Annotated in this window: 24 protein-coding genes and 1 pseudogene; 12 read left to right on the top strand and 13 right to left on the bottom strand. The window is 72.2% G+C overall.

The window, feature by feature from the left end; all coding sequences use genetic code 11:
• Positions 1–136 precede the first annotated feature (136 nt).
• The 4 genes from ACWCSV_RS26365 to mshD all read right to left on the bottom strand — a co-directional run bounded on the left by ACWCSV_RS26365 (position 137) and on the right by mshD (position 3,619).
• Positions 137–1,180 carry a hypothetical protein gene (locus tag ACWCSV_RS26365; RefSeq protein ID WP_451146230.1) on the bottom strand — a complete coding sequence of 348 codons (1,044 nt, stop codon included), beginning with the start codon at positions 1,178–1,180 and terminating at the stop codon, positions 137–139.
• Positions 1,177–2,094 carry an ABC transporter ATP-binding protein gene (locus ACWCSV_RS26360; RefSeq protein WP_451146228.1) on the bottom strand — a complete coding sequence of 306 codons (918 nt, stop codon included), beginning with the start codon at positions 2,092–2,094 and terminating at the stop codon, positions 1,177–1,179. The genes ACWCSV_RS26365 and ACWCSV_RS26360 overlap by 4 nt, the downstream gene beginning before the upstream one ends.
• Entirely contained in the window at positions 2,091–2,540 is a 450-nt protein-coding gene (locus ACWCSV_RS26355) for a GntR family transcriptional regulator (protein WP_451146226.1), read from the bottom strand. The genes ACWCSV_RS26360 and ACWCSV_RS26355 overlap by 4 nt, the downstream gene beginning before the upstream one ends.
• Before the next feature lie 155 nt (positions 2,541–2,695).
• A complete protein-coding gene (gene mshD, locus ACWCSV_RS26350) occupies positions 2,696–3,619 on the bottom strand; it encodes a mycothiol synthase (protein WP_451146224.1) in 924 nt (307 codons plus the stop codon).
• Positions 3,620–4,107: 488 nt separating this feature from the next.
• Here mshD and ACWCSV_RS26345 point away from each other — a divergent pair, with 488 nt between their 5' ends.
• The 4 genes from ACWCSV_RS26345 (at position 4,108) to ACWCSV_RS26330 (ending at position 7,280) form a co-directional block, all read left to right on the top strand.
• Positions 4,108–5,937: a bifunctional metallophosphatase/5'-nucleotidase gene (locus ACWCSV_RS26345; RefSeq protein WP_451146222.1), complete on the top strand. Its 1,830-nt coding sequence runs from the start codon at positions 4,108–4,110 to the stop codon at positions 5,935–5,937.
• A 284-nt stretch (positions 5,938–6,221) separates the two neighbouring features.
• Positions 6,222–6,659, top strand: coding sequence for a DUF6325 family protein (locus ACWCSV_RS26340; protein ID WP_451146220.1), 438 nt, complete (start codon positions 6,222–6,224; stop codon positions 6,657–6,659).
• A 22-nt stretch (positions 6,660–6,681) separates the two neighbouring features.
• Positions 6,682–6,963, top strand: a complete 282-nt coding sequence (locus ACWCSV_RS26335; RefSeq protein ID WP_451146218.1) for an SHOCT domain-containing protein — start codon at positions 6,682–6,684, stop codon at positions 6,961–6,963.
• 161 nt (positions 6,964–7,124) lie between these two features.
• Entirely contained in the window at positions 7,125–7,280 is a 156-nt protein-coding gene (locus ACWCSV_RS26330; protein ID WP_451146216.1) for a hypothetical protein, read from the top strand.
• Between the two features lie 43 nt (positions 7,281–7,323).
• On the opposite strand, the gene ACWCSV_RS26325 is transcribed toward ACWCSV_RS26330, so the two are convergent.
• Positions 7,324–8,208 (bottom strand): SCO6745 family protein, encoded by an 885-nt coding sequence (locus tag ACWCSV_RS26325; RefSeq protein ID WP_451146214.1) that lies wholly within the window; start codon positions 8,206–8,208, stop codon positions 7,324–7,326.
• 242 nt (positions 8,209–8,450) lie between these two features.
• Between ACWCSV_RS26325 and ACWCSV_RS26320 the strand changes: the two genes are divergently transcribed.
• The gene (locus ACWCSV_RS26320) at positions 8,451–9,140 is read left to right on the top strand and encodes a GntR family transcriptional regulator (RefSeq protein ID WP_451146212.1); all 690 of its coding nucleotides are present in this window, start codon (positions 8,451–8,453) and stop codon (positions 9,138–9,140) included.
• A 40-nt stretch (positions 9,141–9,180) separates the two neighbouring features.
• On the opposite strand, the gene ACWCSV_RS26315 is transcribed toward ACWCSV_RS26320, so the two are convergent.
• Positions 9,181–9,444 (bottom strand): hypothetical protein, encoded by a 264-nt coding sequence (locus ACWCSV_RS26315; protein WP_451146210.1) that lies wholly within the window; start codon positions 9,442–9,444, stop codon positions 9,181–9,183.
• Between the two features lie 364 nt (positions 9,445–9,808).
• Here ACWCSV_RS26315 and ACWCSV_RS26310 point away from each other — a divergent pair, with 364 nt between their 5' ends.
• Together ACWCSV_RS26310 and ACWCSV_RS26305 are read left to right on the top strand one after the other, a co-directional pair.
• Positions 9,809–10,216 (top strand): RidA family protein, encoded by a 408-nt coding sequence (locus ACWCSV_RS26310; RefSeq protein ID WP_451146208.1) that lies wholly within the window; start codon positions 9,809–9,811, stop codon positions 10,214–10,216.
• 185 nt (positions 10,217–10,401) lie between these two features.
• The gene (locus tag ACWCSV_RS26305) at positions 10,402–11,292 is read left to right on the top strand and encodes a hypothetical protein (protein WP_451146206.1); all 891 of its coding nucleotides are present in this window, start codon (positions 10,402–10,404) and stop codon (positions 11,290–11,292) included.
• Here the strand turns inward: ACWCSV_RS26305 and ACWCSV_RS26300 are convergent.
• Positions 11,261–11,632 carry an FKBP-type peptidyl-prolyl cis-trans isomerase gene (locus ACWCSV_RS26300; protein WP_390959350.1) on the bottom strand — a complete coding sequence of 124 codons (372 nt, stop codon included), beginning with the start codon at positions 11,630–11,632 and terminating at the stop codon, positions 11,261–11,263. The two genes, ACWCSV_RS26305 and ACWCSV_RS26300, sit on opposite strands and share 32 nt — an antisense overlap.
• A 156-nt stretch (positions 11,633–11,788) precedes the next feature.
• Positions 11,789–12,748: a class I SAM-dependent methyltransferase gene (locus ACWCSV_RS26295; RefSeq protein ID WP_451146204.1), complete on the bottom strand. Its 960-nt coding sequence runs from the start codon at positions 12,746–12,748 to the stop codon at positions 11,789–11,791.
• Positions 12,749–12,886: 138 nt separating this feature from the next.
• On the opposite strand from ACWCSV_RS26295, the gene ACWCSV_RS26290 reads away from it, so the two are divergent.
• Together ACWCSV_RS26290 and ACWCSV_RS26285 are read left to right on the top strand one after the other, a co-directional pair.
• Complete coding sequence (locus ACWCSV_RS26290; protein ID WP_451146202.1) at positions 12,887–13,576, top strand: class I SAM-dependent DNA methyltransferase; 690 nt, start codon at positions 12,887–12,889, stop codon at positions 13,574–13,576.
• A gap of 491 nt (positions 13,577–14,067) precedes the next feature.
• Positions 14,068–15,261, top strand: coding sequence for an eCIS core domain-containing protein (locus ACWCSV_RS26285; RefSeq protein WP_451146200.1), 1,194 nt, complete (start codon positions 14,068–14,070; stop codon positions 15,259–15,261).
• Between the two features lie 102 nt (positions 15,262–15,363).
• Here the strand turns inward: ACWCSV_RS26285 and ACWCSV_RS26280 are convergent, their stop codons facing one another.
• From ACWCSV_RS26280 to ACWCSV_RS26260, 5 genes are all read right to left on the bottom strand, one after another.
• Positions 15,364–16,767, bottom strand: coding sequence for a sensor histidine kinase (locus tag ACWCSV_RS26280; protein ID WP_451146198.1), 1,404 nt, complete (start codon positions 16,765–16,767; stop codon positions 15,364–15,366).
• Between the two features lie 5 nt (positions 16,768–16,772).
• A complete protein-coding gene (locus ACWCSV_RS26275; protein WP_451146196.1) occupies positions 16,773–17,501 on the bottom strand; it encodes a response regulator transcription factor in 729 nt (242 codons plus the stop codon).
• A gap of 149 nt (positions 17,502–17,650) precedes the next feature.
• Positions 17,651–18,928 carry a S1C family serine protease gene (locus tag ACWCSV_RS26270; RefSeq protein WP_451146194.1) on the bottom strand — a complete coding sequence of 426 codons (1,278 nt, stop codon included), beginning with the start codon at positions 18,926–18,928 and terminating at the stop codon, positions 17,651–17,653.
• Positions 18,929–19,040: 112 nt separating this feature from the next.
• Positions 19,041–20,084, bottom strand: a complete 1,044-nt coding sequence (locus tag ACWCSV_RS26265; RefSeq protein WP_390959363.1) for a LacI family DNA-binding transcriptional regulator — start codon at positions 20,082–20,084, stop codon at positions 19,041–19,043.
• 70 nt (positions 20,085–20,154) lie between these two features.
• Positions 20,155–20,985 (bottom strand): response regulator transcription factor, encoded by an 831-nt coding sequence (locus ACWCSV_RS26260; protein ID WP_451146192.1) that lies wholly within the window; start codon positions 20,983–20,985, stop codon positions 20,155–20,157.
• A 301-nt stretch (positions 20,986–21,286) separates the two neighbouring features.
• Here ACWCSV_RS26260 and ACWCSV_RS26255 point away from each other — a divergent pair, with 301 nt between their 5' ends.
• From ACWCSV_RS26255 to ACWCSV_RS26245, 3 genes and pseudogenes are all read left to right on the top strand, one after another.
• On the top strand, positions 21,287–22,171 hold the full coding sequence (locus ACWCSV_RS26255; RefSeq protein WP_451146190.1) for an alpha/beta hydrolase: 885 nt from the start codon (positions 21,287–21,289) through the stop codon (positions 22,169–22,171).
• Between the two features lie 121 nt (positions 22,172–22,292).
• Complete coding sequence (locus ACWCSV_RS26250) at positions 22,293–22,547, top strand: MoaD/ThiS family protein (RefSeq protein ID WP_451014571.1); 255 nt, start codon at positions 22,293–22,295, stop codon at positions 22,545–22,547.
• A 10-nt stretch (positions 22,548–22,557) separates the two neighbouring features.
• A pseudogene (locus tag ACWCSV_RS26245) lies at positions 22,558–23,234 on the top strand (hypothetical protein); the annotation flags it as partial.

Below are 23,234 nucleotides of genomic sequence, written 5' to 3'. Positions count from 1 at the left end.
CCGGGGGCGGGTATCGCCTGTGTTGTCCGGTTGCCGGGGGCGGTGCCGGACGGCGGGCGATCGTGTACCACCGCGCCGCCCGGGCTCACCCCTCGTGGAGTCCGGACGGCGCGGTGGTGTGGGTGCGGGACCCGGGTCAGGCGTGCAGGCGGCGCAGCAGCCGGTAGGCGGCGAACACGGCCAGGGCCGTGACGGCGAGCAGGATGCCGGTCTCGACGAGCTGGAGCGGCCAGTAGTGGGACTCCGGGTGGTAGTCCGCGTAGGTACCGGTGATGCCGAGCCGGTCCAGGCAGGAGAGGCGGTCGTCCCGAGTGCCGGTGAGACCGGCGTTGACGCAGGTGTCGGCGGGGTACCGCGCACCGGAGGCCGTGCGGTACCCCCAGTCGACGAGGGAGGGCTGTCCTTCGGACAGGAAGCGGGACGTACCGTTCAGCGCCAGGTTCTCCGTCATGACGGGCCACAGGTGGTCGCGTGCGGTGTTCAGCCCCCAGACCGCGCTGCCCTGGACCGCCACGGCCAGGGCCATGGACGTGAGGGTGCGGCGCAGCAGCAGGCCGGCGAGGGTGCCGACGGCCAGCCCGAAGAGCGCGTAGGCGACGGGGACCGTGCCGGTGGCGACGTACACCTGGCGCTGGTACCAGAGGTAGGCGCTCTCCTCGGGCCGGGTGGAGAGCCAGGTGCAGGTGGCCGTCAGCACGAGCGTGCATGCCACGGCCAGGGCGGTGGGGACGGCCAGCTTCGCGGTGAGCCAGCGGGCGGGCGTGACGGACTGCGTCCAGGCGAGCCGGTAGGTCCCGCTCTCCAGTTCGCGCCCGATCGCCGGGCCCGCCATGAACGCCCCGTACACGGCGGGCAGCGCGATCAGCAGGGTGGCGGCGTAGCCCTGGAGGTGGCTGAGGAGGAACTGGCTGTCCATGTAGTCGCGGACGGACTGCGCACAGGTGAGGGTCGGGGTGGTGTCGCGCACCTGGCAGCCCGTGGCGGCGAAGATCCCGGCGTCGTGGCCCACCCACAGGGCGACGGCGACCAGCCCCATGACGGCCGCCACGACGACGAGGATCAGCAGCTGGAACGTGCGCCGGTGCTGGCGGACGACGAGCCGGGCGGGTCCGCGCAGACCGGCGGTGGCGGTGGTGGTGGTGCGGGTGGCCGCCGGGCGGGGCGGGGCGAGGGTGCTCATGACGCGTTCACCGTCCGGGGGTCTTCGTGGTGGGTGCCGTCGTGGCCGGAACCGGTGAGGGCCAGCGCCGGGGCGTCGGGGGACCGGAGGTGGGCGAGCAGCAGGTCCTCCAGGGAGGGGGCGGTCACCAGCCAGGCGTCCCGGTCCACCGGGCCCTCGGGGCGTACCAGCGCCGTGAGCTGACGGCCCGTGGTGCGGGACTCGACGACCGTGTGCGGGGCGAGGTCGGCGGCCTGTCCGGTGAGTACGGCGTGCGCGGCGAGGATCTCCTCGGTGTCCCCGGCGAGCCGGACCCGGCCCCCGTCGACGAGGAGGAGGTGGTCGCAGGCGCCCTCCAGCTCGCTGAGGATGTGCGAGGACATGACGATGGTGGTGCCGCGGTCGGCGGCCTCCGCCATCAGCAGGCCCATCAGCCGGTGGCGTACGAGCGGGTCGAGGTCGGCCATCGGCTCGTCCAGCAGCAGCAGTTCGGGCCGCTTGCCGAGGGCGAGCGCCAGGGCGAGCCGGGTGCGCGAACCGCCGGAGAGGGTACGGACCCGGGCGGTGCGCGGCAGATCCCCGGCGAACCGCTCGGCGGTCTCCGCGTCCCAGCTGCCGGGGTTGAGTCCGGCGCCCGTCAGCAGCGTCTCGGCCACGGTCAGCTGCCCGTAGAGCGGCTTCTCCTGGGCCACGTACCCGATGCGGGTGCGGGCCTCGGCGGGCGAGGTGCCGAGCACCCGCAGAGTCCCCTCGGCGGACCGGAGCACCCCGGCGGCGAGGGCGAGCAGGGTGGACTTGCCGGCTCCGTTGGGGCCGACGAGGGCGGATATCCGCCCGGCGGGCAGCCGGAAGGAGCAGTGGCGCAGGGCCCACGCGTCCTTCCCGCGCCGGTACGTCGTGCCGAGGCCGTCGGCCTCGATCGCGGCGGTGGTCATGCGTTCGTTTCCCCCTCGAATGCGCCGGCCGGCTCGGATGCGCCGGTCAGCCCCAACGCGCTGTCCAGAAGAGTGCCGAAGAGCGCGGTCATGTCGTCCCGTTCCAGTCCGGCGGTGCGCGCCCGGCCGATCCAGTCGGCGAGTTCGGCGCGCAGCGGTGTGTGGGCGTCCTCGTGGGCGGCGCCGCCCAGGGTGCGGCGTACGAAGGTGCCGAGGCCGCGCCGGCCCTCGACCAGTCCTTCGCGTTCCAGCTCGCGGTAGGCCTTGAGCACCGTGTTCGGGTTGATCGCGGTGGCTTCGACGACCTCGCGGGCGGTGGGCAGCCGGTCGCCCGGCCGCAGGACTCCCAGGCGGAGCGCCTGCTTGGTCTGCTGGACGATCTGCAGATAGGTGGAGACGCCGCTGCGCCGGTCGATGCGGAACTCGACCGCTGCGGACTCTGCCATGCGGTCAACACCCTTTCACTAGTTGAGTAGTGAAAGGGTGGATCAAAGAAGGGGCGGCGTCAAGTGACGCCGCCCCTTGGTCAGTTCAGGTGACGTGGGACCAATTCGACTTTCACGTAAGAAGCGTGACGAAGCGTCGACCGCGAGCGGGTGCGCTACGACTCCGTGCGGTACATCAGGTCGACCTCGTGCGTGGTGAAGCCCATTCGCTCGTACACCGTCACGGCCGCCACGTTGTCCGCGTCCACGTAGAGCATCGCGTCGGGCAGCCCCTCGGCGGCGAGGTGGCGCAGGCCGATCGCGGTGAGCGCCTTGCCGAGGCCGCCGCCCTGGGCGTCCGGCCGGATGCCGACCACGTACACCTCGCCGAGGTGCTCCTCGGCGTGCACCTTCGTCCAGTGGAAGCCGATGAGCTCGCCGTCGCGCTCGGCGAGGAAGAAGCCCTTCGGGTCGAACCAGGGCTCGGCCTTGCGGTCGTCCAGGTCCCGTTGGGTGAGGCCGCCCTGTTCCGGGTGGTGGGCGAATGCGGCGCTGTTCACGGCGAGCCAGGCGGCGTCGTCCTGGCCGGGGACGAAGGTGCGGACGGTGACGCCCTCGGGCAGCACCGGTTCCGCGATGTCGAGCGGGACCAGCGGGCGGCGGAGCTGGCGCAGCTCGCGGAAGAGGCTGAGCCCGAGGACCTGGGAGAGGTGGCGGGCGGCCGGGCCGCCGCCGTGCGCCCACACCCGCAGCCGCTTGCCGCTGGCGGCGAGGAGGGCGGCGCCCAGCGCCCGCCCGTGGCCGTGGCCGCGCTGTTCGGGGAGGACGACGAGCTCGGCGGCGGGGGCCTCCACGGGATCGGTGTCCTCGAGTTGCGCGTACCCGGCCAGGACGCCGCCGCTGGTCAGCAGCAGGTGGCGTACGCCGGTGCGGTGGCCGCCCCGGAGGTAGAGCCGTCCCTGTTCGGAGACCGCCTGCCGGCCGTCGGTCCGGGCGGCCTCGGCGAGCAGGTCGAGTACGGCGTCGGCCTGGACGGGTGCGAGCACGTCCAGCGTCTGGATCTCGCGGCCGGGAGCGGGGAGGGGTACGTCAGTCGTCATGCTGTCGAGCGTACGGCGGAGGGCCCGCGCGTCGTCGGTACGGGCGGGTGGTGGCGGTACGGGCGCGGTGGGCCCTCCACGGGAAGTGGCGGGCGGGGGCGCGCGGCAGGCGGGACCCGGGCGGTGTCCGGGCGGGTTCCGGCGTTGATCCGCCGGAGGCCCAAGGGCTGTCCCGCAGTTCCTCGCGGGCGCACGACGACGGCTACGGCACCTCGCCGCGTCGTCGAAACACCCGGATACATCCAGTATTCGGGCGTCCCTCCGCCTTGCGGCGCACCGCATCCGATGCCGTGCGCTGATCCACCAGAAATCGCGGGACAGCCCTTGGTTGGGCGATTTGGCCGACAGGTGCAGGTTCTGAGGGGAAAGCAACCAGCTCGTAACTCCGAAAGCCTGTCGCGCTACGCGCGTTGACCTTAGGCTGCGGCACGAAAGACACAGACATGTCAACACCACGTACCTCACGCTGAACACTCACAAGGGGACCGATGTCAGCGACTGTGAAGAAGAACCGCGCAGCCCGGCGGCTGCTCGCCCTGGCGGCCGGCGTGGCCACGGTGAGCGCGCTCGCCGTGATGCCGGCCGGCGCCCACGGCCGTGGCGACGACCACGGCCACGGCAAGAGCTCCGGCCACGGCCGGCCTGCCGACAAGACGGTCGACGTGCAGCTGCTCTCCTTCAACGACCTGCACGGCAACCTGGAGCCGCCGAGCGGTTCGTCCGGCACCGTCTCCGAGACGCAGGCCGACGGCACCGTGAAGTCGGTGGCGGCCGGTGGCGTCGAGTACCTCGCCTCCTCGCTGCGCACCGCGCGCAAGGGGCACCCGTACTCCGTCACGGCGGCCGGCGGCGACATGGTGGGCGCGAGCCCGCTGCTCTCCGGCCTCTTCCACGACGAGCCCACCATCGAGGCGCTCAACGGCCTGGACCTGGACGTCACGACCGTCGGCAACCACGAGTTCGACGAGGGCGTCGGCGAGCTGACCCGCCTCCAGAACGGCGGCTGCCACCCGGTCGACGGCTGCTACGAGAAGGGCAAGAAGTTCCAGGGCGCGGACTTCCCGTACCTCTCGGCCAACGTCACCAGCGAGAAGACCGGCAAGCCGGTCCTCAAGCCGTACTGGGTGTGGAAGAAGAACGGCGTCAAGATCGGCTTCATCGGGGTGACCCTGGAGGGCACGCCCAACATCGTCACGGCCAACGGCGTCAAGGGCCTGAAGTTCCACGACGAGATCGAGACGGTCAACAAGTACGCCAAGGAGCTGGACCGCCAGGGCGTCAAGTCGATCGTCGCGCTGATCCACGAGGGCGGGGCCCCGGCCTCCGGGGCGTACAACTACGACTGCGACAGCCCGGGCGCCGGCGCCGGTGTCTCCGGACCGATCGTGGACATCGCCAAGGGCATCTCCCCCAAGGTCGACGCGCTGGTGACCGGCCACACCCACACCGCGTACGTCTGCACCATCCCGGACCCGGCGGGCAAGCCGCGCATGGTCACCTCGGCCGCGTCCTTCGGCAAGCTCTACACGGACACCACCCTCACCTACGACCGCCGTACCAACGACATCGTGCGCACGTCGGTGAAGTCGGCGAACCACGTCGTCAGCCGTGACCAGGCCAAGGCCTCGGACATGACCGCGCTCATCGCCCGCTGGAACGCGCTGGCCGCCCCGATCGCGAGTCGCCCGCAGGGCTTCATCAGCGCCGACATCAACGGACGCGGCTCCACCGCCCTGGAGAAGCCGCTCGGCGACCTGATCGCCGACGCGCAGCTGGAGGGCCTGTCCCCGGCCGGCCAGGGCGGCGCGCAGGTCGCGTTCATGAACCCCGGTGGCATCCGCGCCGACCTCGTCTACGCGGGCTCCTCCGGCGAGGGCGACGGGGTGGTGACGTACGGCGAGTCCTTCACCGTGCAGCCGTTCACCAACATGATGAACGTCGTCGACCTGTCCGGCGCCAACCTGATCGCCACGCTCCAGCAGCAGGTCAGCGGCCTCAACGAGGCCAGCCCGAAGATCCTCCAGGTCTCCAGGGGCCTCACCTACACCCTGGACCTGACGAAGACCGGCGCCGCCCGCGTCTCGGCGAGCAGCATCAAGCTGAACGGTGAGGCGATCGACCCGGCGAAGACCTACCGCGTCGCGATGAACGAGTTCCTCGCGGGCGGCGGCGACGGCTTCCCGGCCCTCGCCCTCGGTACGAACAAGCTGGTCGGCCCCTCCGACCTGGACGTCTTCAACGCCTACCTGGCGGCCCACTCCACGGCCTCCGCGCCGCTGGCCCCGCCGGTGACGGACCGGATCACGATCGTGCAGTAGTGGTTCCGCAGTTCCGGGGGCGGTGGGCCGAAACGGCTCACCGCCCCTTTCGCTTGCGCTGCTGCCGTCCGGAACCGGCCTGCCGTCCCTCGCGTGCTCGGCCTCGCGCCGGTCGACGTGCCTGCCCGCGCAGTGGTCAGACGGGCACGTTCCGGTCGCCGAGGCGCAGGGTTCCGCGCATCCCGGCGCGGAAGGCGGCGGGCTCCCGCGCCGGGATGCGGTTCCGCCGGCACTCCCTAGACTCGCAAGCGCGGCTCATCGCACCCTCCGAGAGGTTGATGCACATGCCCACCAGCCTGAAAGCCGACAGCGTCGGTCCTGTGGACGTGGCTGTCGTCGTCTTCGAAGGCGACCGGTTCAACGGTGACATCGCCCCCGCACTCCGCGATCTCCACGACTCCGGCACCGTCCGACTGCTGGACCTGGCCTTCGTCCGAAGGAGTCCGGAAGGGACGGTCGACATCGTCGAGATCGAGGACGCCGAGGTCGCCAGGGCCTTCGGACGGACCGTCGACGGTCGATTCGACCTCCTGAGCGACGAGGACCTGCAGGGCGTGGCCGGGGATCTCGGGCCCGGTTCCTCGGCTCTCGTCGTGGCGTGGGAGAACGCCTGGGCCTCCCGCCTGGCGGCCGCTCTGCGCGGCTCGCACGGCGAGATGGTCTTCCTGGAACGCATTCCCCGCGAGAACGTCGAACGCGCCATCGCCGCCCTCGACGAGTGACGACACGGAAGAAGGAACGATCATGCCTCGACGCATGGGACGACCGGGCCTCCTCGGCACGATGGCCCGCACGGCTGTGATCACCGGTACCGCGAGGTCGGTCTCCAACCACATGCAGCCGCGCGCCGACGAACGGTACGCACAGCAGGCCCCGCCGCAGGCGTACGCCGCTCCGGCCGCCCCCGCGGCACCGGCGGCACCCGACCGGGTGTCACAGCTCACCGCGCTGGCGGACCTCAAGTCGCAGGGGCTGCTGACGGACCAGGAGTTCGCCACCGAGAAGGCGAAGGTGCTGAACTCCTGAGCCCGCGGCCCCGCGCGGATACTTCGAGGGGCCGAGGCCCTTCGCCGCAGGCAGGTGGGTGCGGTGGGCCGCCGCTCGGCATGAGCCGGGGCCGGTCAGCCGGAAGCGGCCGCAGTCCCCGGGGTCGGGGCGGGCGTTCCGACGAGAGCGCGGTGGGCCGGGTGACCGTGATCCTCGACCGCGCCCAGGTCGAACTCCTGTACAGCACCCTCGCGGAGTGGCTGGGCGCGGACGAGCACCTGGAGGCTGGGCGCGGACGGGCGACAGGAAGAGGCCGAGGGGCGAGGGCGGGTGGCTTCGGCCCGGGGTACTGCTGAGGGCCGCTCGGGCAGAGGCCGTTACGTGCCCATCACGTCATCATCACGTCGTCCGCGACGCCTGGATCGCCCCCGCGCCGGCGAACGCGTCGCTGATCGGCGCGATGAGCGAGGTGAGGCGGCGGGTGCCCGCGTTGCCGATCGGCGCCCACAGCGCGGCGCAGTACTCGTCCGTTTCCTCTTCGATGCGCTCGCGCGCCGCGCGGCCGGCGTCGGTGAGCGTGGCGTGGGAGTCGAGCCAGCCGCGCGCGGCGAGGCGCGCCGTGGCCGCGCTCCACTCCTCGTCGGTCCACCGACGGGTCTCTCGCACGATCGGGGTCGGGAGGCGGCCGGTCGCGGTGTGCAGGACGAGGCAGTCGCACGGCCCGAGGCCGTTGTCGGCGAGTACGACGAGATGGGCGTCGCCGCGCCACTCGCGCACCACGGCGATCTGCTGCCACAGGGCGACCAGGGGATCGGAAGGAAGCGGGACCGAGGCGTTCGCGGCGGCCAGCACCTTGCCGGCGTAGTCGGCTCCGGCGACGACCGGGTCGATGAGCGAGCGTGCCTCGGCGAGGTGTTCGCCCGTGATCCGTACGCCGGCGCGCCGCATCGCGCGCCCGGCGGCGACGAAGCGGGCGGCCTGCCACCGCTCGGGCGGTGCGGCGTCCCACACGCCAGCCATGGCCCGCACGGCCCGCGGGCTGAAGTTGTAGAAGGCGGCGAGCGTGACCTGCCACGGCACCGCGCCCATCGCGGCCGACCGGAAGGCCAGATAGCTCGGCCCCCGGTCGGTCACCCCGAGCGCGGCCGCCTCCTCGGCGCTCTCGGGAGCGAGATAGATGAACAGGTGGGCGGCGCTGACGGCTTGGCTGACGAGTCGCACGGCGTTCAGGTCCATCGGGCCGTCGCCGGTACGGGCGGAGCCGGGAAAGGTGTCGAGGTGCATGGCGGTGATGCCTCCAGGGGCAGGGCGGTCGGGCGGGTGATCAGGCGGCGGCGGTCGGCGCCGCGCGTCCGAGGGCGTGACCGCCCAGGGAAAGCCGAGGACGGCAGGACGAGGAGGGGCGTGGGCAGAGGCGGCGGGTCGTTCATCTCCGGACGAGGTGCCCTCACCCCCTTCCGAATCGACAGTAACACGCATAATCGATTATTCCGTGGATCGTCTGGTCGGTCATCTAGGATGGGCCCATGAGTCAGACGGCACACGCCTCGACCTCGCCGGGGAAGCAGATGCTCTCCGAGCAGGTCTACGCACACCTGCGGGACGCGATCATGCGCGGGGACCACGCCCCCGGCTCTCCCCTGAAGCCGCAGGACCTTGCCAAGGAGCAGGGCGTGAGCCTGGCCGTGGTGCGGGAGGCGCTCGTACGGGTGGTCGGCGACGGGCTCGCCGACCGGCTGCCCAACCGTGGTTTCGCGGTGCCGTCCTTCTCGGACCGCCGCTGGCAGGAGATCGCGGAAGCCCGCCGGACCATCGAGCCGGTCGTGCTGCGCATGTCCGTCGAGCGGGGCGACGTCGAATGGGAGGCCCGTGTGCGGGCGGCCCACCATCGTCTGGTCCGCACTCCGGCGTACGCGCCGGAGGAGGGCGAGCACTACACCGCCGCTTGGGCCGAGGCGCACAGGATCTTCCACCGCACGCTGCTGGAAGGGTGTGGCAACCGCGCGCTGCTGGAGACCTTCGACCGGTTGTGGACCGCGAGTGAGCTGGCACGCCGGTGGTCGGCGCACCGCAACCCCGGCCGGGACGGCGTCAAGGAACACCGCGCGCTGGAGGAGGCGGCGCTGGCCCGCGACGCCGATACCGCAGCCGCAGTCCTGACCCAGCACCTCACCCTGACCGCGGCCGCGCTGACCGACGATCCAGCTCCGGCCTGATCCGTACGGAAGGCCTTCGGCCGGGTCGGCCGGGTTCGGGTCACTGCCGCAGGCGGCGCAGGAGCACCGCGAGGCCGGCCGCCGCCGCGCGGTGCTGGTACGGACGGAGCCCGGGTGCGCCCGGGGGTGCGGGCCTGCGGGCGTTCAGGTGCCAGTGTCCGCAGAGCGCGGCGAGGAACGCGGTGGTGGCCTCCGGGTCGGCGGCCGCCGCCGGGTGCTCGGCCAAGAGCCGCGCGACGGCTGCGGGTTCGTGTCCGGCGAGGACGCGCCGCGGGGCTCCGAGCTTCGGGGCGGCGTGAAGCAAGGCGAGTTCGACGACCTGACGTGAGCGCCTCAGGTCTCTGCGCGGTACGCGCTTCGGGCGGCCCTCACCGGCGCAGGTGGGGGCCGCTTTCGATTTTCGTACAACACGACGTGAAGCCCCTGGGGCGAGGCGGACCGGCTGGTCCGCGAGGAGGTGGGCCCCCCGGTGTCCGCTGCGGGGGGCTGGACGCAGTGCTCGGGTTGACCGACAACGTCGGTCTCCGTCACCGCCGCCGCCGAATCTCGGAGGGTTCCGCCACGGACCGTCGCCTCGCCGTGGTGCGGCGAGAAAAGGGAAGGCGGAGCCGGCCGGTCGTTGGCAGGATGTCCGCGCTCACCATCCGCCGGGAAAGGACCCGAACCCCATGGCTCGTGCCGTCACTCTGATCCGCTCCGCCTCCTTGTCCGACGTCGAGTACGCCTACGCGGCCACGGCGCCCGCCGAGGCGCGCCTGATCTTCCTCGCCGGGGCGTGTCCGCTGAACGACGACGGCTCCACCGCAGCGGTCGGGGACTACGCGGGCCAGGCGGCGAAGGCCATGGAGAACATGCGGGCCGCTCTCACCGCCTCGGGTGCGGCGCTCCAGGACGTCATCAGCACCCGGGTCCTCGTGGCGTCGACCAGGCAGGAGGACCTGGTGGCTGCCTGGCAGGTCGTCCGGGACACGTTCGCCGACCACGACGTTCCCAGCACCTTGATGGGTGTCACCGTGCTCGGATACAAGGACCAGCTCGTCGAGATCGAGGGCGTCGCGGCCGTGTTCGACTCCTGAGAGCGGTTCTCCTAGGACACCGTGACCGCGGAGTGTGGGGAAGCCCGCTGCCCGCTCGGTGTCCGGCCGCCCCGCTCGGAGCGTGCGCGCGTGAGGTCGGAGCACCAGGGGGGCCTGCGGTGCCTCGGCGCTGGGCCCGGGAGAAAATCCCGGCAGGCCGGAGCGTACGCGAAGAGAATGGCGCGGTGTTGATCGCGCAAGCAGTCCTGGAAACCTCGAACACCACCGATTTCTCCCTCTGGCCGGTGGCCGACCTGCCTTCCTGCGGGTTCATGGCCCTGACGGGTCGAATGTCCTCGCTCGAAGTCGGCAGCGCGCTGGCCGCGCCGGCCGAGCACAACGCGCGGGCGGATGACGACGACGTCCCCTCGACCGGTGCCGGCGAGGCGATTCGGGGCCTGCTGGAGACGGACAAGGTCATCGCACCGGGAGGGCTGCGCATCCACGACACCCGGACCGGTGTCACCGTCCGGCCCGGATGCTGCTGCGGCCTGGAGGACTGGCGCGAGTGGGCCGACGTCGCGGACGGGGAGACCGTATGGCTCGGCCACGACCCTTCACCACGACTTGAGCACGCCGACGGGGTCGTACGGCTGTGGCAGGTCGGCGCGGACGCCCAGGAGGTGTCTCCCGGGCAGCCCGTCGAGATCGCGGTGGGCGAGCTTCCGGCTCTCCTCCGTGCCGTGCGGGAGGGGCTGCGCGGCTTCCTCGCGCTCACCGGGCAGTGGGCCGCGCGCCATGTTCCGGCTCTCGCCGGGGAGTTGGTGGCCAGACTCGACGAGGGCCTGGACCATCTGCGCACCACTGGTCACCAGCGCACCACGGGTCATCGGCGCACCCCTGCCGGGGGCTCCTGGGCCGGACGGGCCGTAGCCGGTCACGTGGGTCACGTGGGGCTGGGGCAGGGCCCGTGCGTCGAGGTGCTGCCCGGCCTCGGTTCCGTGCAGATCGGTCCGATCGGTTCCGACCCAATTCAATCGGATCGGAACCGATCCGATTGGAACAGACCTGATCCGGTCGGCGAGGCCGGGCAGCACGTCCGTCTCAGACGCCGATCAGGTCCACGACGAAGATGAGCGTCGACCCCGCGGGGATCAGCGGGGAGGGCGACTGGTTGCCGTAGGCGAGGTGCGCGGGGATGGTGAGCTTGCGCCGGCCGCCGACCTTCATCCCCTCGACGCCCTGGTCCCAGCCCTTGATGACCCGGCCACCGCCCAGGGGGAACCGGAACGTCTGCCCACGGTTCCAGGAGGCGTCGAACTCTTCCCCGGTCTCGAAGGTGACCCCCACGTAGTGGACCTCCACCACGGCGCCGGCCTTCGCCTCGGGGCCGTCCCCCACGGTGATGTCCTCGATCTGCAGCTCGGTGGGAGCGTCGCCGATCGGGAAGTCGATCTCGGGCTTCTCCAGGCTCATTGCCACTCATTCCTGCCCGCCGGAACTCTCCGGTGGGGCGATCAAGCGCCGTACGGTCACTCCGTGCGGCATGGTGATCACGCTACCGAACCCGGTCGGCGGGAGAGACTTCCGCCCCTGGGGCCGGGCGGACCGCCGCGCCGGGCCGGAGGGGGATCACCGGTGTCCGGTGACGGCCACGGCGACGCGGCCGGAACGCAGCGACGCGCGGCCCCGCGCACCGGGTTCCAGGCGCTCCGAGATGGCCAGCAGGTCTTCGTCGGAGACGACCCGCAGCCCGTTCCCGGCGAGGAGGGCGGCCATCTGCTGCGGCTTCCACAGCGAGCGCCACGGCTCCTTCGCCGTGACGGAGCTGCTCAGTGCGCGCGCGACCAGCCGGCCCACGGACGCCTTCAGCGACGGTCCTTGGTAGTTGAGGACCAGGGCGCTCCCCGGTGCCGAGCGGTCGGCGACCGCGCGCACGGTGGTGCGTACCTCGGTGCGTGTCAGGTACGGGACGACCCCCTCCCACAGCCAGGTCGTCGGCACGGACGCGTCGTGACCGGCGGCCCGGAGCGCGCCGTCGAGATCGTCGGTGGCGAAGTCGACGGGGGCGAAGCGTACGGATCGCGCCGTGGTGGGCAGGGGGCCCACGTCGGCCCGGTGGCCCGGGTCGGCGGCAGGGGCCGCGTCGGCCGGGGGGCCCGTACCAGCCGCAGGGCCCGGGGCGGCCAGGCGATCCTGCTTGTCCCGCTGGGATGCGGGGTGATCGACCTCCCACACGTCCGTGTCCGCGAGCTCCGTGAGCCGCCACGCGCGCGTGTCCAGCCCGGCACCGAGCACCACCAGCTGGGGGTTCGGGTGGGCGCGCAAGGCATCGTCGATGGTGACCGTACGCGGCACCATGATCTCCGCGCAGGCCCGCACGCTCTCGTACGCGCCACGGGATTTCCAGTCCTGGGCCGCGGCGGGAGCGCCCGCCCGCACCTCGTCCACGGGGGCCCGCTCGGCGGGGCGCAGCATCCGTACCGCCACCGGGTCGGCGAACCGGCCCACCGCGAGCCTGCCGTCCGCCGCCGCCCGGCCCTGGCACACCAGGACCGCGGTGCGGCTCGCCGTACGCTCGATGTCGCTCATGAGGAGTAGTGAATACCACCTGCGTACGGTGATCGCCGGACGGGTCCACCGGGCGTGTGGGGCGGTCTCCGACGGCGGCGCAGACGCACCCGGCCGCACGGAAGTGTTCGGAGGCGTACGGGTGTAGCTTCCTCTGCCGTGGCGGATCACCAGGAACACCCGGAGCACGCGGAGCACCCGGAGCACGCAGAACACCCGGAGCACCAGGACGAGACCAGGGCGGCCTACGACGGATTCGCCGAGCGGTACGCCTCACAGTTCGCCGACCGGCTGGAGACGCGGCCGTTCGCCCGGAACATGATCCGCACCTTCGCCGAACTGGTGCGCGGTACGGGGAACGTACGGGTCGCCGACGTCGGCTGCGGGCCCGGGCACCTGACGGCCATGCTGGCCGAACTCGGCCTGGAGGCGCTCGGGTTCGACCTCTCCCCGGGGATGGTCGAACGCGCCCGGCGGGACCGTCCGGGGCTGCGGTTCGAGGAGGCGCGCATGGAGGCGCTGCCGGTCGAGGACGGGGCGCTCGGCGGCGTGCTGGCCCACTACTCGATGATCCACACCCCGCCTGGGGAGCTGCCCGCGCTCCTCGCCGAGCAGGCGCGCGTACTGGAGCCGGGGGGCCTGCTCCTGGTCTCGTTCTTCGGGACCGAGGGGACGGAACCGGTCCGCTTCGATCACAAGGTCACGCCCGCCTACAGCTGGCCGGTGGACCGGCTCGCGGAGCTGGTGACCGGAGCCGGGTTCGTCACGGTCGCCCGGCTGCTCCACGACCCGGCCTCCGAACGGGGCTTCCTCGACGCCCACCTGCTGGCCCGCCTCGCCGTCCGGTAGGGCGGCGTCGTGGGCCGGGGGACAGACGCACCGTACCCCGGAGAGTCAGAGACGCGTCAACGTTGCGGTGCAACCCGTCAGAGGTGCATCAAGGCCGCACGACACCGGAGTTGGATCTTCCTAGCGTCGATCCGGAGAAGATCCGGGAGCGGGCCGGCGGTGTGCAACCGGCGGTGGCCGCGGCGTGGCACCCCACACGGGACGGTGTGGTGCGTGAACCCCACGACGCGTCGTGCCGCGCGGTCGTCCTGCTCGCCACGCTCACCCCTGCTCGTCCACACGGACCGGCCGGTGCCGGCGCGGGCCTGTCGCCTCCCCTCCCGGGACAGCGACGGCCGAACGCGCCGTCGCCCGTGACCAGATGAGGGGCAGGGACCCTGGTGCGCTCGTACGAGACACCGTCGGAGAAGTCCGATCGGAACCCACTGCTACGCCCGCAGAACCACCGCACCGGCCCGGGCTCGGTACCCGCCACCGCGACAGCCGCAGCGGTGCTGAACCTCCAGCGCCTGGCCGGAAACGCCGCCGTGACCAAGGCACTGGGACAGGACCACGAGCACGGCGCCGGATGCCACCACGGCACACCGGTGCAACGGTCGTCGGTGCTCGACGTGCTCCGGACCCCCGGCACCCCCGTCGATCCGCGCGTCCGCGCCAAGGCCGAACAGGGTCTGGGTACGGACCTCAGCGACGTACGGGTCCACGACGGCCCCGAGGCACACCGCTCGGCGGCGGAACTCGGGGCTCGCGCCTACACCTCGGGCCGGCACATCGTCGCCGGCGAGCAGGGCATGGACGAACACACCCTGCTGCACGAGCTCACCCACACCTGGCAGCAGCAGCGCGGCCAGGTCGCCGGCACCGACAACGGCGCCGGTCTCCGCGTTTCCGCCCAGGGCGACCGGCACGAGAACGAGGCGGAATCGTACGCCCACCTCCTGGCGCAGGTGCCCGCGCCTACGACGGGCACGGGGGAACGCGTCGGCGGTGACGGCACGTTCGGCGAACGGCCCGCACCCGCGTCCGTACACGCCGGGCCGTCGGTCCAGCGGGTACCCACGGGCGATGTGGAGGAAGGCGGTGTGGCGCGGAGCGACGGGCGGGAGTCCGGGGCCCTGGTGTCCGCCCTCAAACTCCTGGCGGAAGTACTGCCCGAGGCCGCTCCGCTCATCGTCCAGGGAATCGGCAACGCGCTCGTCACCGCGGAGGGCGGCAAGATCTACGCGGCCGGCGTCGCCTTGAACGGGGCGGTGGGACTGAGCGAAATCGTCAAGGCGTGCTACCGGATCCACAACGAACCCGGCCACGTCCCCAGTTACGTCAAAATCGTCTTCGGCGCCCTGAACCTGGCCGGCTCGGTCACCTATGGCCATAGCCAAACCCTCGAGGGCTACCGGAAGACGGTCCAGTCCGCGCTGGGCGCCATCATGCAGGGCCTGTCCTACGTCGGCATCATCGTCACCAGCAGATACATCGCGAAGAAGGACGACGCGAAGTCCGAGGAACACCAGTCCGCCGGAACCAGCACGGGATTCTCCGCGCACCCGCAGCAGGGCACGCCGCGCAGGAGAGGGCAGGGCGGCGACTCCGCTTCCGGCCAGGTCACCACGCGCCCCGCACCCGCCCGCCTCGCCGGTCCTCCGCAACTCCCGCCCCTGGAGCTTCCCGACTGGCGTCTCGGCTGATGTGCAGGCTGGTCGATGGCGGTGCGCCGATCCGCCGGGAGACCGCGTACGCGTGGGTGTCCGAGCGGCGAGCTCGGACACCCAGGGCCGCCCCCCGCCCCCTCAGACGATCTCCGGCGGCGGCGTGGGCGCCCCCGGCAGCCGGATGACCGCCTCCGTGCCGTTGCCGTCCCCGGCCGGGCGCAGTGCGACCTCGCCGCCGGACTGCTGGACCGAGCGGGCGACGATCGACAGCCCGAGCCCGGAGCCGGGGAGCTGACGGGCGGAGGGGGAGCGCCAGAAGCGTTCGAAGACGTGCGGAAGGTCGTCTGCGGGAATGCCGGGGCCGTGATCGCGTACTTTCAACTCGCCCCGGTTCAAGGTGACTTCGATGGATCCCCGGGCTGGGCTGAACTTCACCGCGTTGTCGAGGACGTTGACGATCGCCCGCTGGAGGGCGGCCGGTTCGCCGCGGACGTACCAGGGGGCGAGCTCGGCGGTGATGGTCAGCTCCGGGCCGCGCAGCCGGGCGCGTTGCAGGGCGGTACGGGTGATGTCGTGCAGGCCCACCACCTCCAGCGGGCCGGGCTGGGCGGCGTCCGGGCGGGCGAGTTCCTGGAGGTCGCCGATGAGCGCGGCCAGCTCCGTCATCTGGGCGGTGACCGAGGCCAGCAGGGCCTTGCGGTCGTCGGGCGGGATGGCCCGGCCGGTCTCCTCGCTGCGGGCCAGCAGCTCGATGTTGGTACGGAGCGAGGTCAGCGGGGTGCGCAGCTCGTGACCGGCGTCGGCGATCAGCTGCGACTGGCGGTCGCGGGAGGTCGCGAGCGAGCTGGTCATCGAGTTGAAGGAGCGCGACAGCCGGGCGATCTCGTCCTCGCCCTCCACCGGGATGCGGACGGTCAGGTCCTCGGTCCGGGCGACGTGCTCGACGGCCAGGGTCAGTTCGTCCACCGGGCGCAGCCCCGAGCGCGCGACCCACATGCCGGCCGCCCCGGCGGCGACGACGCCGATCCCGGAGACGATGAGCAGCAGCCAGACGAGTGCGGAGAGCGGGTCGTCGACCTCGCTCATCGGGCGGCCGATGGTGACCGCGGTGTCGGTGGGAGGGTCGGTGAGCAGCCGGTAGGTGTAGACCCGCATGCGTTCGCCGCTCTCGGCGGTCTCGGTGTGGAGGGCGTACCGCTCCCGGCCCTCGGCGACCGCGGTGTCGGCGTCGGTCACCGGGATCTTGGCGGAGTCACCGGCGGAGCACGCGGTGCCGTCGGAGTTGATGAGCTGGACGGTGACCCCGGGCACGAAGGGGGGCATCTGCCCCTGCCTGCCGGAGTTGCAGTAGGTGAGCAGGACGTTGGCGGAGCCGGTCCCCAGCCGGGAGCTGCGCAGCGAGTCGTCCATGCGCTGTTCCAGCTGCTGCTTGGTCACGAACCAGCAGGCCACCGCGACCGCCGCCACCGCGACGGCCACCGCGAGGGCCACCAGCAGGGCGAGGCGGGACCGGAGCGGCAGGGTGCGGAGCCGGTTCAGCATGCGCCTCACCCCTCACCCCCGGCACGCAGGGCGTACCCCACCCCGCGCACGGTGTGCACGAGGCGGGGTTCGCCGCCGGCCTCGGTCTTGCGGCGCAGGTACATCACGTACACGTCCAGGGAGTTGGAGCTGGGTTCGAAGTCGAAGCCCCAGACGGCCTTGAGGATCTGTTCGCGGGTGAGGACCTGGCGCGGGTGCGCGAGGAACATCTCCAGCAGGGTGAACTCGGTACGGGTCAGCTCGACGGGGCGGTTGCCCCGGGTGACCTCGCGGGTGGCGAGGTCCATGCGCAGGTCGGCGAAGGAGAGCACGTCGTCGTCGGCGATGTCCGTGCTCGCCGCCGCCGCGTAGGAGCTGCGGCGCAGCAGGGCGCGGATGCGGGCGAAGAGTTCGTCCAGCTCGAAGGGCTTGACCAGGTAGTCGTCGGCGCCCGCGTCGAGGCCGGTGACCCTGTCGCCCACGGTGTCGCGGGCGGTGAGCATGAGGATGGGTGTGGTGGTCCCGGTGGACCGGATGCGGCGTGCGGCGGTGAGGCCGTCCATCCGGGGCATCTGGATGTCCAGCACGATGAGGTCGGGGTGGTACGCCTCGGCCTTGGTGAGGGCGTCGTAGCCGTCGACCGCGACCTCGGTGGCGTACCCCTCGAACGCGAGGCTGCGCTGGAGCGCCTCGCGCACGGCGGGTTCGTCGTCGACGATCAGGATGCGCTGCGGATCGTCTTCGGCGGGGCTCATCGCTCGGCGTCCTCTTCTCGGCAGGCGCAGTCACGCGGGTCGCGGCTGCTCTTCGCAGGTGTGGATGGTCTCAGCCTCGCACGCCGGGCGGGCCGGACCGGGACACGCCGGCGGGGATACGCCGGGGTGCTCGCCGGGTCCGTGTTCCGTCAGGAACCGTCGCCGGAGCGCAGGGACTCCAGGTCGGCCTTGACCGTGTTGACCGGGATCGCGAAGCCGAGGCCGACGCTGCCCGCGCTGGAGCTGCTGGAGCTGCTGGACGAGGTGGGGGAGTACATCGCGGAGTTGATTCCGATGATCTCGCCGTTCATGTTGATCAGCGCGCCGCCGGAGTTGCCCGGGTTGAGCGAGGCGTCGGTCTGGAGCGCCTTGTAGGTGGTGGTGGAGGAGCCGGTGTCGCCGTTGAACTGCTGGCCGCCGAACTCGAACGGCCACTGCTGCTCGCCGCTGCCGCCCTGGCCCTGGCTGCCGAAGCCGCCGAAACCGTCCGAGCCGCTGGAGCCGCTGGAGTCGGAGGAACCGGAGTCGCTCTCCTCCTTCGCTACCGTGACGTCCCGGTCCAGCGCGGAGATGATGCCGCTGGTGACGGTGCCGGTCAGGCCCTCGGGGGAGCCGATCGCCACGACCTGGTCGCCGACCGCGACGTCGGAGGAGTTGCCGAGGGTGGCCGTCTTCAGGCCGCTCGCGTTCTCCAGCTTGATGAGGGCGAGGTCCTTGTCCGGGTCGGTACCGACCACGTCCGCGGTGTAGGTCTTGCCGGTGGAGAGGGTCACCTTGATCTCGGAGGCGCCGGTGATCACGTGGTTGTTGGTGACGATCTCGCCGTCCGAGGTGACGACCACGCCGGAGCCGGTGGAGTCGCCCGCCGTGGAGGTGGCGCCGATCTCGACGATCGCGGGGGAGACCGCCGCCGCGACCCCGGCGACGGTGCCCGCGCTGCCGGCCGAGACGGTGGTGCCGCTGACGGCGCTGCTCGCGCTGGTGGTGCCGGAGCCGCCGTCGGAGAGCTCGCCGACCAGGGTGGCGGTGCCGCCGCCGATCGCCGCCGCCGCGATGGCGACCGCCGCGAGCAGGGCGTAGGGCCGCTTCACCTTCCGCGCGGGCTTCTCCGGGAGCGGCGCGGGAGCGGGGTAGCCCGCGTACTCGGGGAAGTCCGAGAACCCGGCACCGCTGCCGCCGCCCGCACCGCCCGCCGCACCGCCCGGCCACACGGTGGTCCCCGGGTCCATGGCGATCGGCTGCGCGGGCCCGTACGCCGGGGGAGGCGGGTACGCGCCGCTGCCGACGGGGGCGGTGGGGGACCCCGCGGGGGCCCCGGCGGGGGCTTCGGCGGGGGCTCCGGCGGGGTGCGACTCGGTGCCGTACGAGTTGGTGCCGTACGTGGGATACGTCGGGTACTCGCCGCTCGGGCGGTGGCTCTCAGTCATGAGGAAAGCGTGTCCGGGCAACATGAGAAGAGCCTGAGCAGCCGCTGAGAAGCCGGGCAGAACCTCGTAGGGGCCGGATAAGCGGGCGTGCGGCCCCTTGCCCGCCCGGCGGTTACGGCCGCAGTACCGAGGGTTCCCCGCAGCCGCAGGACCTGCGGACCACCAGCGCGGACGGGAACTGCTTCAGCCGCTCCCGCCGCGAGCCGGAGACGCGCAGCGAGTCGTCGAGGACCAGGTCGACGGCGGCCCGCGCCATCGCCGGGCGGTCCGAGAAGACCGTGGTCAGCGGCGGGTCGGTGAGCCCGGCTTCCTTGACGTCGTCGAAGCCGGCGACCGCCAGCTCACCGGGCACGTCGATGCGCAGTTCGCGGGCGGCCCGCAGCACGCCGATGGCCTGGTCGTCCGTGGAGCAGAAGATGGCTGGCGGCCGGTCGGGGCCGGCGAGCAGGCCGAGGGCCACCTGGTAGGCGTCGTAGCGGTTGTACGGGGCCTGGAAGAGGCGGCCTTCGGTGGAGCGGCCGGACTCGTGCATCGCCCGGCGCCAGCCCTCGACGTGATCGGCGACCGGGTCGCCGACGGACGGGGTGGACTCCATGCCGCCGAGGCAGGCGACGTAGGCGTAACCGTGCTCCAGCAGGTGGCGCGTCGCGAGCTGGGCGCCGCCGACGTCGTCGGTGACCACCGCGACGTCGTCTATGGCTTCGGGGCGCTCGTGCAGCAGCACCACCCGGGCGTCCCACGCCTCTATCTCGGCGGCGGCCCGCTCGCTGGGGCCCTGGCTGACCAGGATCAGCCCGGAGACCCGCATGCCGAGGAACGCCCGGAGGTAGTGGACCTCGCGCTCGTCGCGGTAGTCGGAGTTGCCGACGAGGACCATCTTTCCGCGCTCGGCGGCGGCCTGTTCGACGGCGTGCGCCATCTCCGCGAAGAACGCCTGCCGGGCGTCCGGCACGATCATCCCTATGAGGTCGGTCCGCCTCGACGCCATCGCCTGGGCAACCCGGTCGGGCCGGTAGCCCAGCTCCTTGATGGCGGCGAGTACCCGCTCGCGCGTGGCCGGGGCGACCGGCCTGGGTCCGTTGTTGATGACGTAGCTGACGACCGCGGTCGACGTACCCGCCAGTCTTGCCACATCGTCCCGCGTCACCTTGGCCACGCGCGGCAGTCTACGCGGATGGAACCAAGGGGTGTCCCGCGCATCCACCGGGGATCGCGGGACACCTCACTCACCCTTTGACGTGCTCCACCACGGGCTCTTCGGCCGCCTCGACGGCCTCGGTCCGCTCCGGCGGTGTGCCGTTCCCCGGAGCCGTGTTCCCGGACGCGGTGTTGCCCGGCGCCGCGTTCGCGGACGCCTGCTTCCGGCCCTCGCCGGACCGGTCGGCCTTCTCCGGTGCGACGAAGCGGTAGCCGACGTTGCGGACCGTGCCGATGAGCGACTCGTGCTCGGGGCCGAGCTTGGCGCGCAGCCGCCGTACGTGGACGTCGACCGTGCGCGTACCGCCGAAGTAGTCGTAGCCCCAGACCTCCTGGAGCAGCTGGGCGCGGGTGAAGACCCGGCCCGGGTGCTGCGCGAGGTACTTGAGCAGCTCGAACTCCTTGAAGGTCAGGTCGAGGACCCGGCCCTTGAGCTTCGCGCTGTACGTCGCCTCGTCCACGGAGAGGTCACCGTTGCGGATCTCCATGGGGGAGTCGTCGGCGGTGATCTGCTGGCGTCCGGTCGCGAGCCGGAGCCGGGCCTCGACCTCGGCCGGTCCCGCCGTGTCCAGCAGGACGTCGTCGATGCCCCAGTCGGCGGTGACGGCCGCGAGGCCGCCCTCGGTGACGACGAGGATCAGCGGACAGCCCGGTCCGGTGGAGCGGAGCAGCTGGCAGAGGGAGCGGACCTGCGGGAGGTCGCGCCGCCCGTCGACCAGGATGACGTCGGCACCGGGGGTGTCGACGAGAGCGGGTCCCTCGGCGGGGGCCACCCGCACGCTGTGGAGCAGCAGACCGAGGGCGGGAAGCACCTCCGTCGACGGTTGAAGGGCATTCGTCAGGAGCAGCAGTGAACTCATCGCCGCTCACCTGCCTCGGTCGTCGGTCGATCGTGGTGCACGTTTCGCTCGCCCATTACGTCGGTCCTCCTCGTTCCCTGCGAGAGGGGCACTCCCGGGTCGGACCCGGGGGAGTATGCGGCACTTCTTCGTACTGCTGTATGACCAGGCCCTGCGCCATTCGTCATACAGGTTTTACGGGTGCGGTCCCGCGCCCTGGGACCGCTGAGCTTGTTGAAACGTCTCCGTAACAACGCGCGGAAAGCACAAAAGGATCCGGGGGCTTCTCTGCCCGGATCCTCTTCGCAGCAGAATAGCCCACATGAGTTCACTCTCCGAGGGTCGATTCGTGAGTTCTTCTGTTCCCTTGATCACGCGAACCCCGCAGTACGCCACATTGCTCACCGATGACGGGGTCCCGGTGGAGGCGGTGTACGAGCCGTGTACGGCAGGTTTCGGAGGGGGCGCGGGAGGGGTCGCGGAGCAGCCGGCGATCGTGGTCGCGCACGGCTTCACCGGCTCACTCGACCGGCCTGCGGTCAGGCGTGCCGCGAGGGTGTTCCTGCAGCGTGCGGCGGTGGTGACCTTCTCTTTCAGGGGCCATGGAAAGTCCGGCGGAAAGTCCACCGTGGGGGATCGCGAGGTCCTCGATCTGGCCGCCGCGGTGGCCTGGGCGAGGTCCCTGGGACACCGCAGAATCGTTACGGTCGGGTTCTCCATGGGCGGTTCCGTGGTGCTCCGGCAGGCCGCTCTGTATACGAAGGAATCCGTAGGCAATGAGGGGGCCGTTCGGGGGGTGGCGAAATCCGCCGGCCCCGCACACGTCGACGCGGTGATCTCCGTCAGCTCCCCGGCCCGCTGGTACTACCGGGGCACCGCGTCGATGCGCCGGCTGCACTGGGTGGTCACCCGCCCCACCGGACGGCTGGTCGGCCGGTACGGCCTCGGCACCCGCATCCACGACCGGGACTGGGACCCCGTGCCGCTCTCCCCGGTGGATGCGGTCCCGCTGATCGCGCCCGCCCCGTTGCTGGTGGTGCACGGCGACCGCGACCCGTACTTCCCGCTGGACCACCCCCGGATGCTGGCCGGTGCGGCGGCCGAGGGCGCCGCGGAGCTGTGGCTGGAGCGGGGCATGGGACACGCCGAGAACGCGGCGGACGAGGCGCTGCTGGGCCGGATGGCCGACTGGGCCGTCGGCGCGTGACCCATCATGGACAGCGCGCGCGGAACGACCGGGCGCGTGGTTCCGCGTGACGCATGTGGCTCGTGCGATGTGTGTGGCGCGTGTGACAGGACGACGGACGGACGACGAAAGGGGTGCCGCCATGGCGGCGGGCACGATCCGCTACTGGGCTGCGGCCAAGGCCGCCGCGGGTACGGCCGAGGAGCCGTACGCGGCGACGACACTGGCCGAGGCGCTGGACGCCGCGCGGAGAAGTCACCCCGGAGAGCTGGTGCGTGTGCTGATGAGGTGCTCGTTCCTGGTCGACGGCGATCCGGTCGGGACGCGGCGGCATGAGACGGTACGCCTTGCCGAGGGCGGCACGGTCGAGGTGCTCCCGCCGTTCGCAGGAGGGTGAACCGGAGACGATGAGCAGCGCACAGAACAGGGACCAGAGCGGCCCCCGGCCGCAGGGCCAGGAGCCGTACGCCTACGGGGGCGCTGAGGCGTACCCCGCCGAGCACGCCTACCCGAACGAGCCGTATCCCGGTGCCCAGCCGTACCCCGGCGCCGCCGCACCGGCGCACGGGGAGCAGGCTCACGGCGGCCGGAACCACGGCGGCTACGGGCAGCCGACGCCGGGGCAGGCACCCGCCTACGGTGCCGCCGAGGACACCGGCGCAGCGCAGACCTGGCAGGGGCAGACCTGGGACACCCAGTACCAGCCCACGGTCCAGCCGCAGCAGCAGTTCCAGCAGCCGCAGGCCGCCCGGCCGCAGCAGTTCCAGCAGCCTCCGCAGCAGCAGTTCCAGCAGCAGGGCTACGGGCAGCCGGAGCAGCCGCAGGGCTACGGGCAGCCTCAGCAGGCCCCCCGGCCGCACGCGCAGTACCCGCCGGGCCCGTACGAGCAGCAGCAGTTCCAGCAGGCCCAGCAGGCGTACGTGCAGCCGGGACAGCCCGGACAGCAGCAGCCCCAGCAGGCGTACGGGCAGCAGCCCCAGCAGGCCGCGCAGCCCCAGCAGGCGTACGGGCAGCAGCCCCAGCAGGCCGCGCAGCCCCAGCAGGCGTACGGGCAGCAGCCCCAGCAGGCCGCACAGCCCCAGCA

It is taken from the genome of Streptomyces sp. NPDC001770, from assembly GCF_053596135.1.
Note: the sequence above shows the minus strand (reverse complement) of the source record. Positions and strands in the feature narration are given on the sequence as shown.

Bases quoted from the DNA above. Each gene is read 5' to 3' on its own strand.
- ACWCSV_RS26365 (WP_451146230.1), bottom strand. From the start codon at position 1,180: ATGAGCACCCTCGCCCCGCCCCGCCCGGCGGCCACCCGCACCACCACC.
- ACWCSV_RS26360 (WP_451146228.1), bottom strand. From the start codon at position 2,094: ATGACCACCGCCGCGATCGAGGCCGACGGCCTCGGCACGACGTACCGG.
- ACWCSV_RS26355 (WP_451146226.1), bottom strand. From the start codon at position 2,540: ATGGCAGAGTCCGCAGCGGTCGAGTTCCGCATCGACCGGCGCAGCGGC.
- mshD (WP_451146224.1), bottom strand. From the start codon at position 3,619: ATGACGACTGACGTACCCCTCCCCGCTCCCGGCCGCGAGATCCAGACG.
- ACWCSV_RS26345 (WP_451146222.1), top strand. From the start codon at position 4,108: ATGTCAGCGACTGTGAAGAAGAACCGCGCAGCCCGGCGGCTGCTCGCC.
- ACWCSV_RS26340 (WP_451146220.1), top strand. From the start codon at position 6,222: ATGCCCACCAGCCTGAAAGCCGACAGCGTCGGTCCTGTGGACGTGGCT.
- ACWCSV_RS26335 (WP_451146218.1), top strand. From the start codon at position 6,682: ATGCCTCGACGCATGGGACGACCGGGCCTCCTCGGCACGATGGCCCGC.
- ACWCSV_RS26325 (WP_451146214.1), bottom strand. From the start codon at position 8,208: ATGCACCTCGACACCTTTCCCGGCTCCGCCCGTACCGGCGACGGCCCG.
- ACWCSV_RS26320 (WP_451146212.1), top strand. From the start codon at position 8,451: ATGAGTCAGACGGCACACGCCTCGACCTCGCCGGGGAAGCAGATGCTC.
- ACWCSV_RS26310 (WP_451146208.1), top strand. From the start codon at position 9,809: ATGGCTCGTGCCGTCACTCTGATCCGCTCCGCCTCCTTGTCCGACGTC.
- ACWCSV_RS26300 (WP_390959350.1), bottom strand. From the start codon at position 11,632: ATGAGCCTGGAGAAGCCCGAGATCGACTTCCCGATCGGCGACGCTCCC.
- ACWCSV_RS26295 (WP_451146204.1), bottom strand. From the start codon at position 12,748: ATGAGCGACATCGAGCGTACGGCGAGCCGCACCGCGGTCCTGGTGTGC.
- ACWCSV_RS26280 (WP_451146198.1), bottom strand. From the start codon at position 16,767: ATGCTGAACCGGCTCCGCACCCTGCCGCTCCGGTCCCGCCTCGCCCTG.
- ACWCSV_RS26275 (WP_451146196.1), bottom strand. From the start codon at position 17,501: ATGAGCCCCGCCGAAGACGATCCGCAGCGCATCCTGATCGTCGACGAC.
- ACWCSV_RS26270 (WP_451146194.1), bottom strand. From the start codon at position 18,928: ATGACTGAGAGCCACCGCCCGAGCGGCGAGTACCCGACGTATCCCACG.
- ACWCSV_RS26260 (WP_451146192.1), bottom strand. From the start codon at position 20,985: ATGAGTTCACTGCTGCTCCTGACGAATGCCCTTCAACCGTCGACGGAG.
- ACWCSV_RS26255 (WP_451146190.1), top strand. From the start codon at position 21,287: ATGAGTTCACTCTCCGAGGGTCGATTCGTGAGTTCTTCTGTTCCCTTG.
- ACWCSV_RS26250 (WP_451014571.1), top strand. From the start codon at position 22,293: ATGGCGGCGGGCACGATCCGCTACTGGGCTGCGGCCAAGGCCGCCGCG.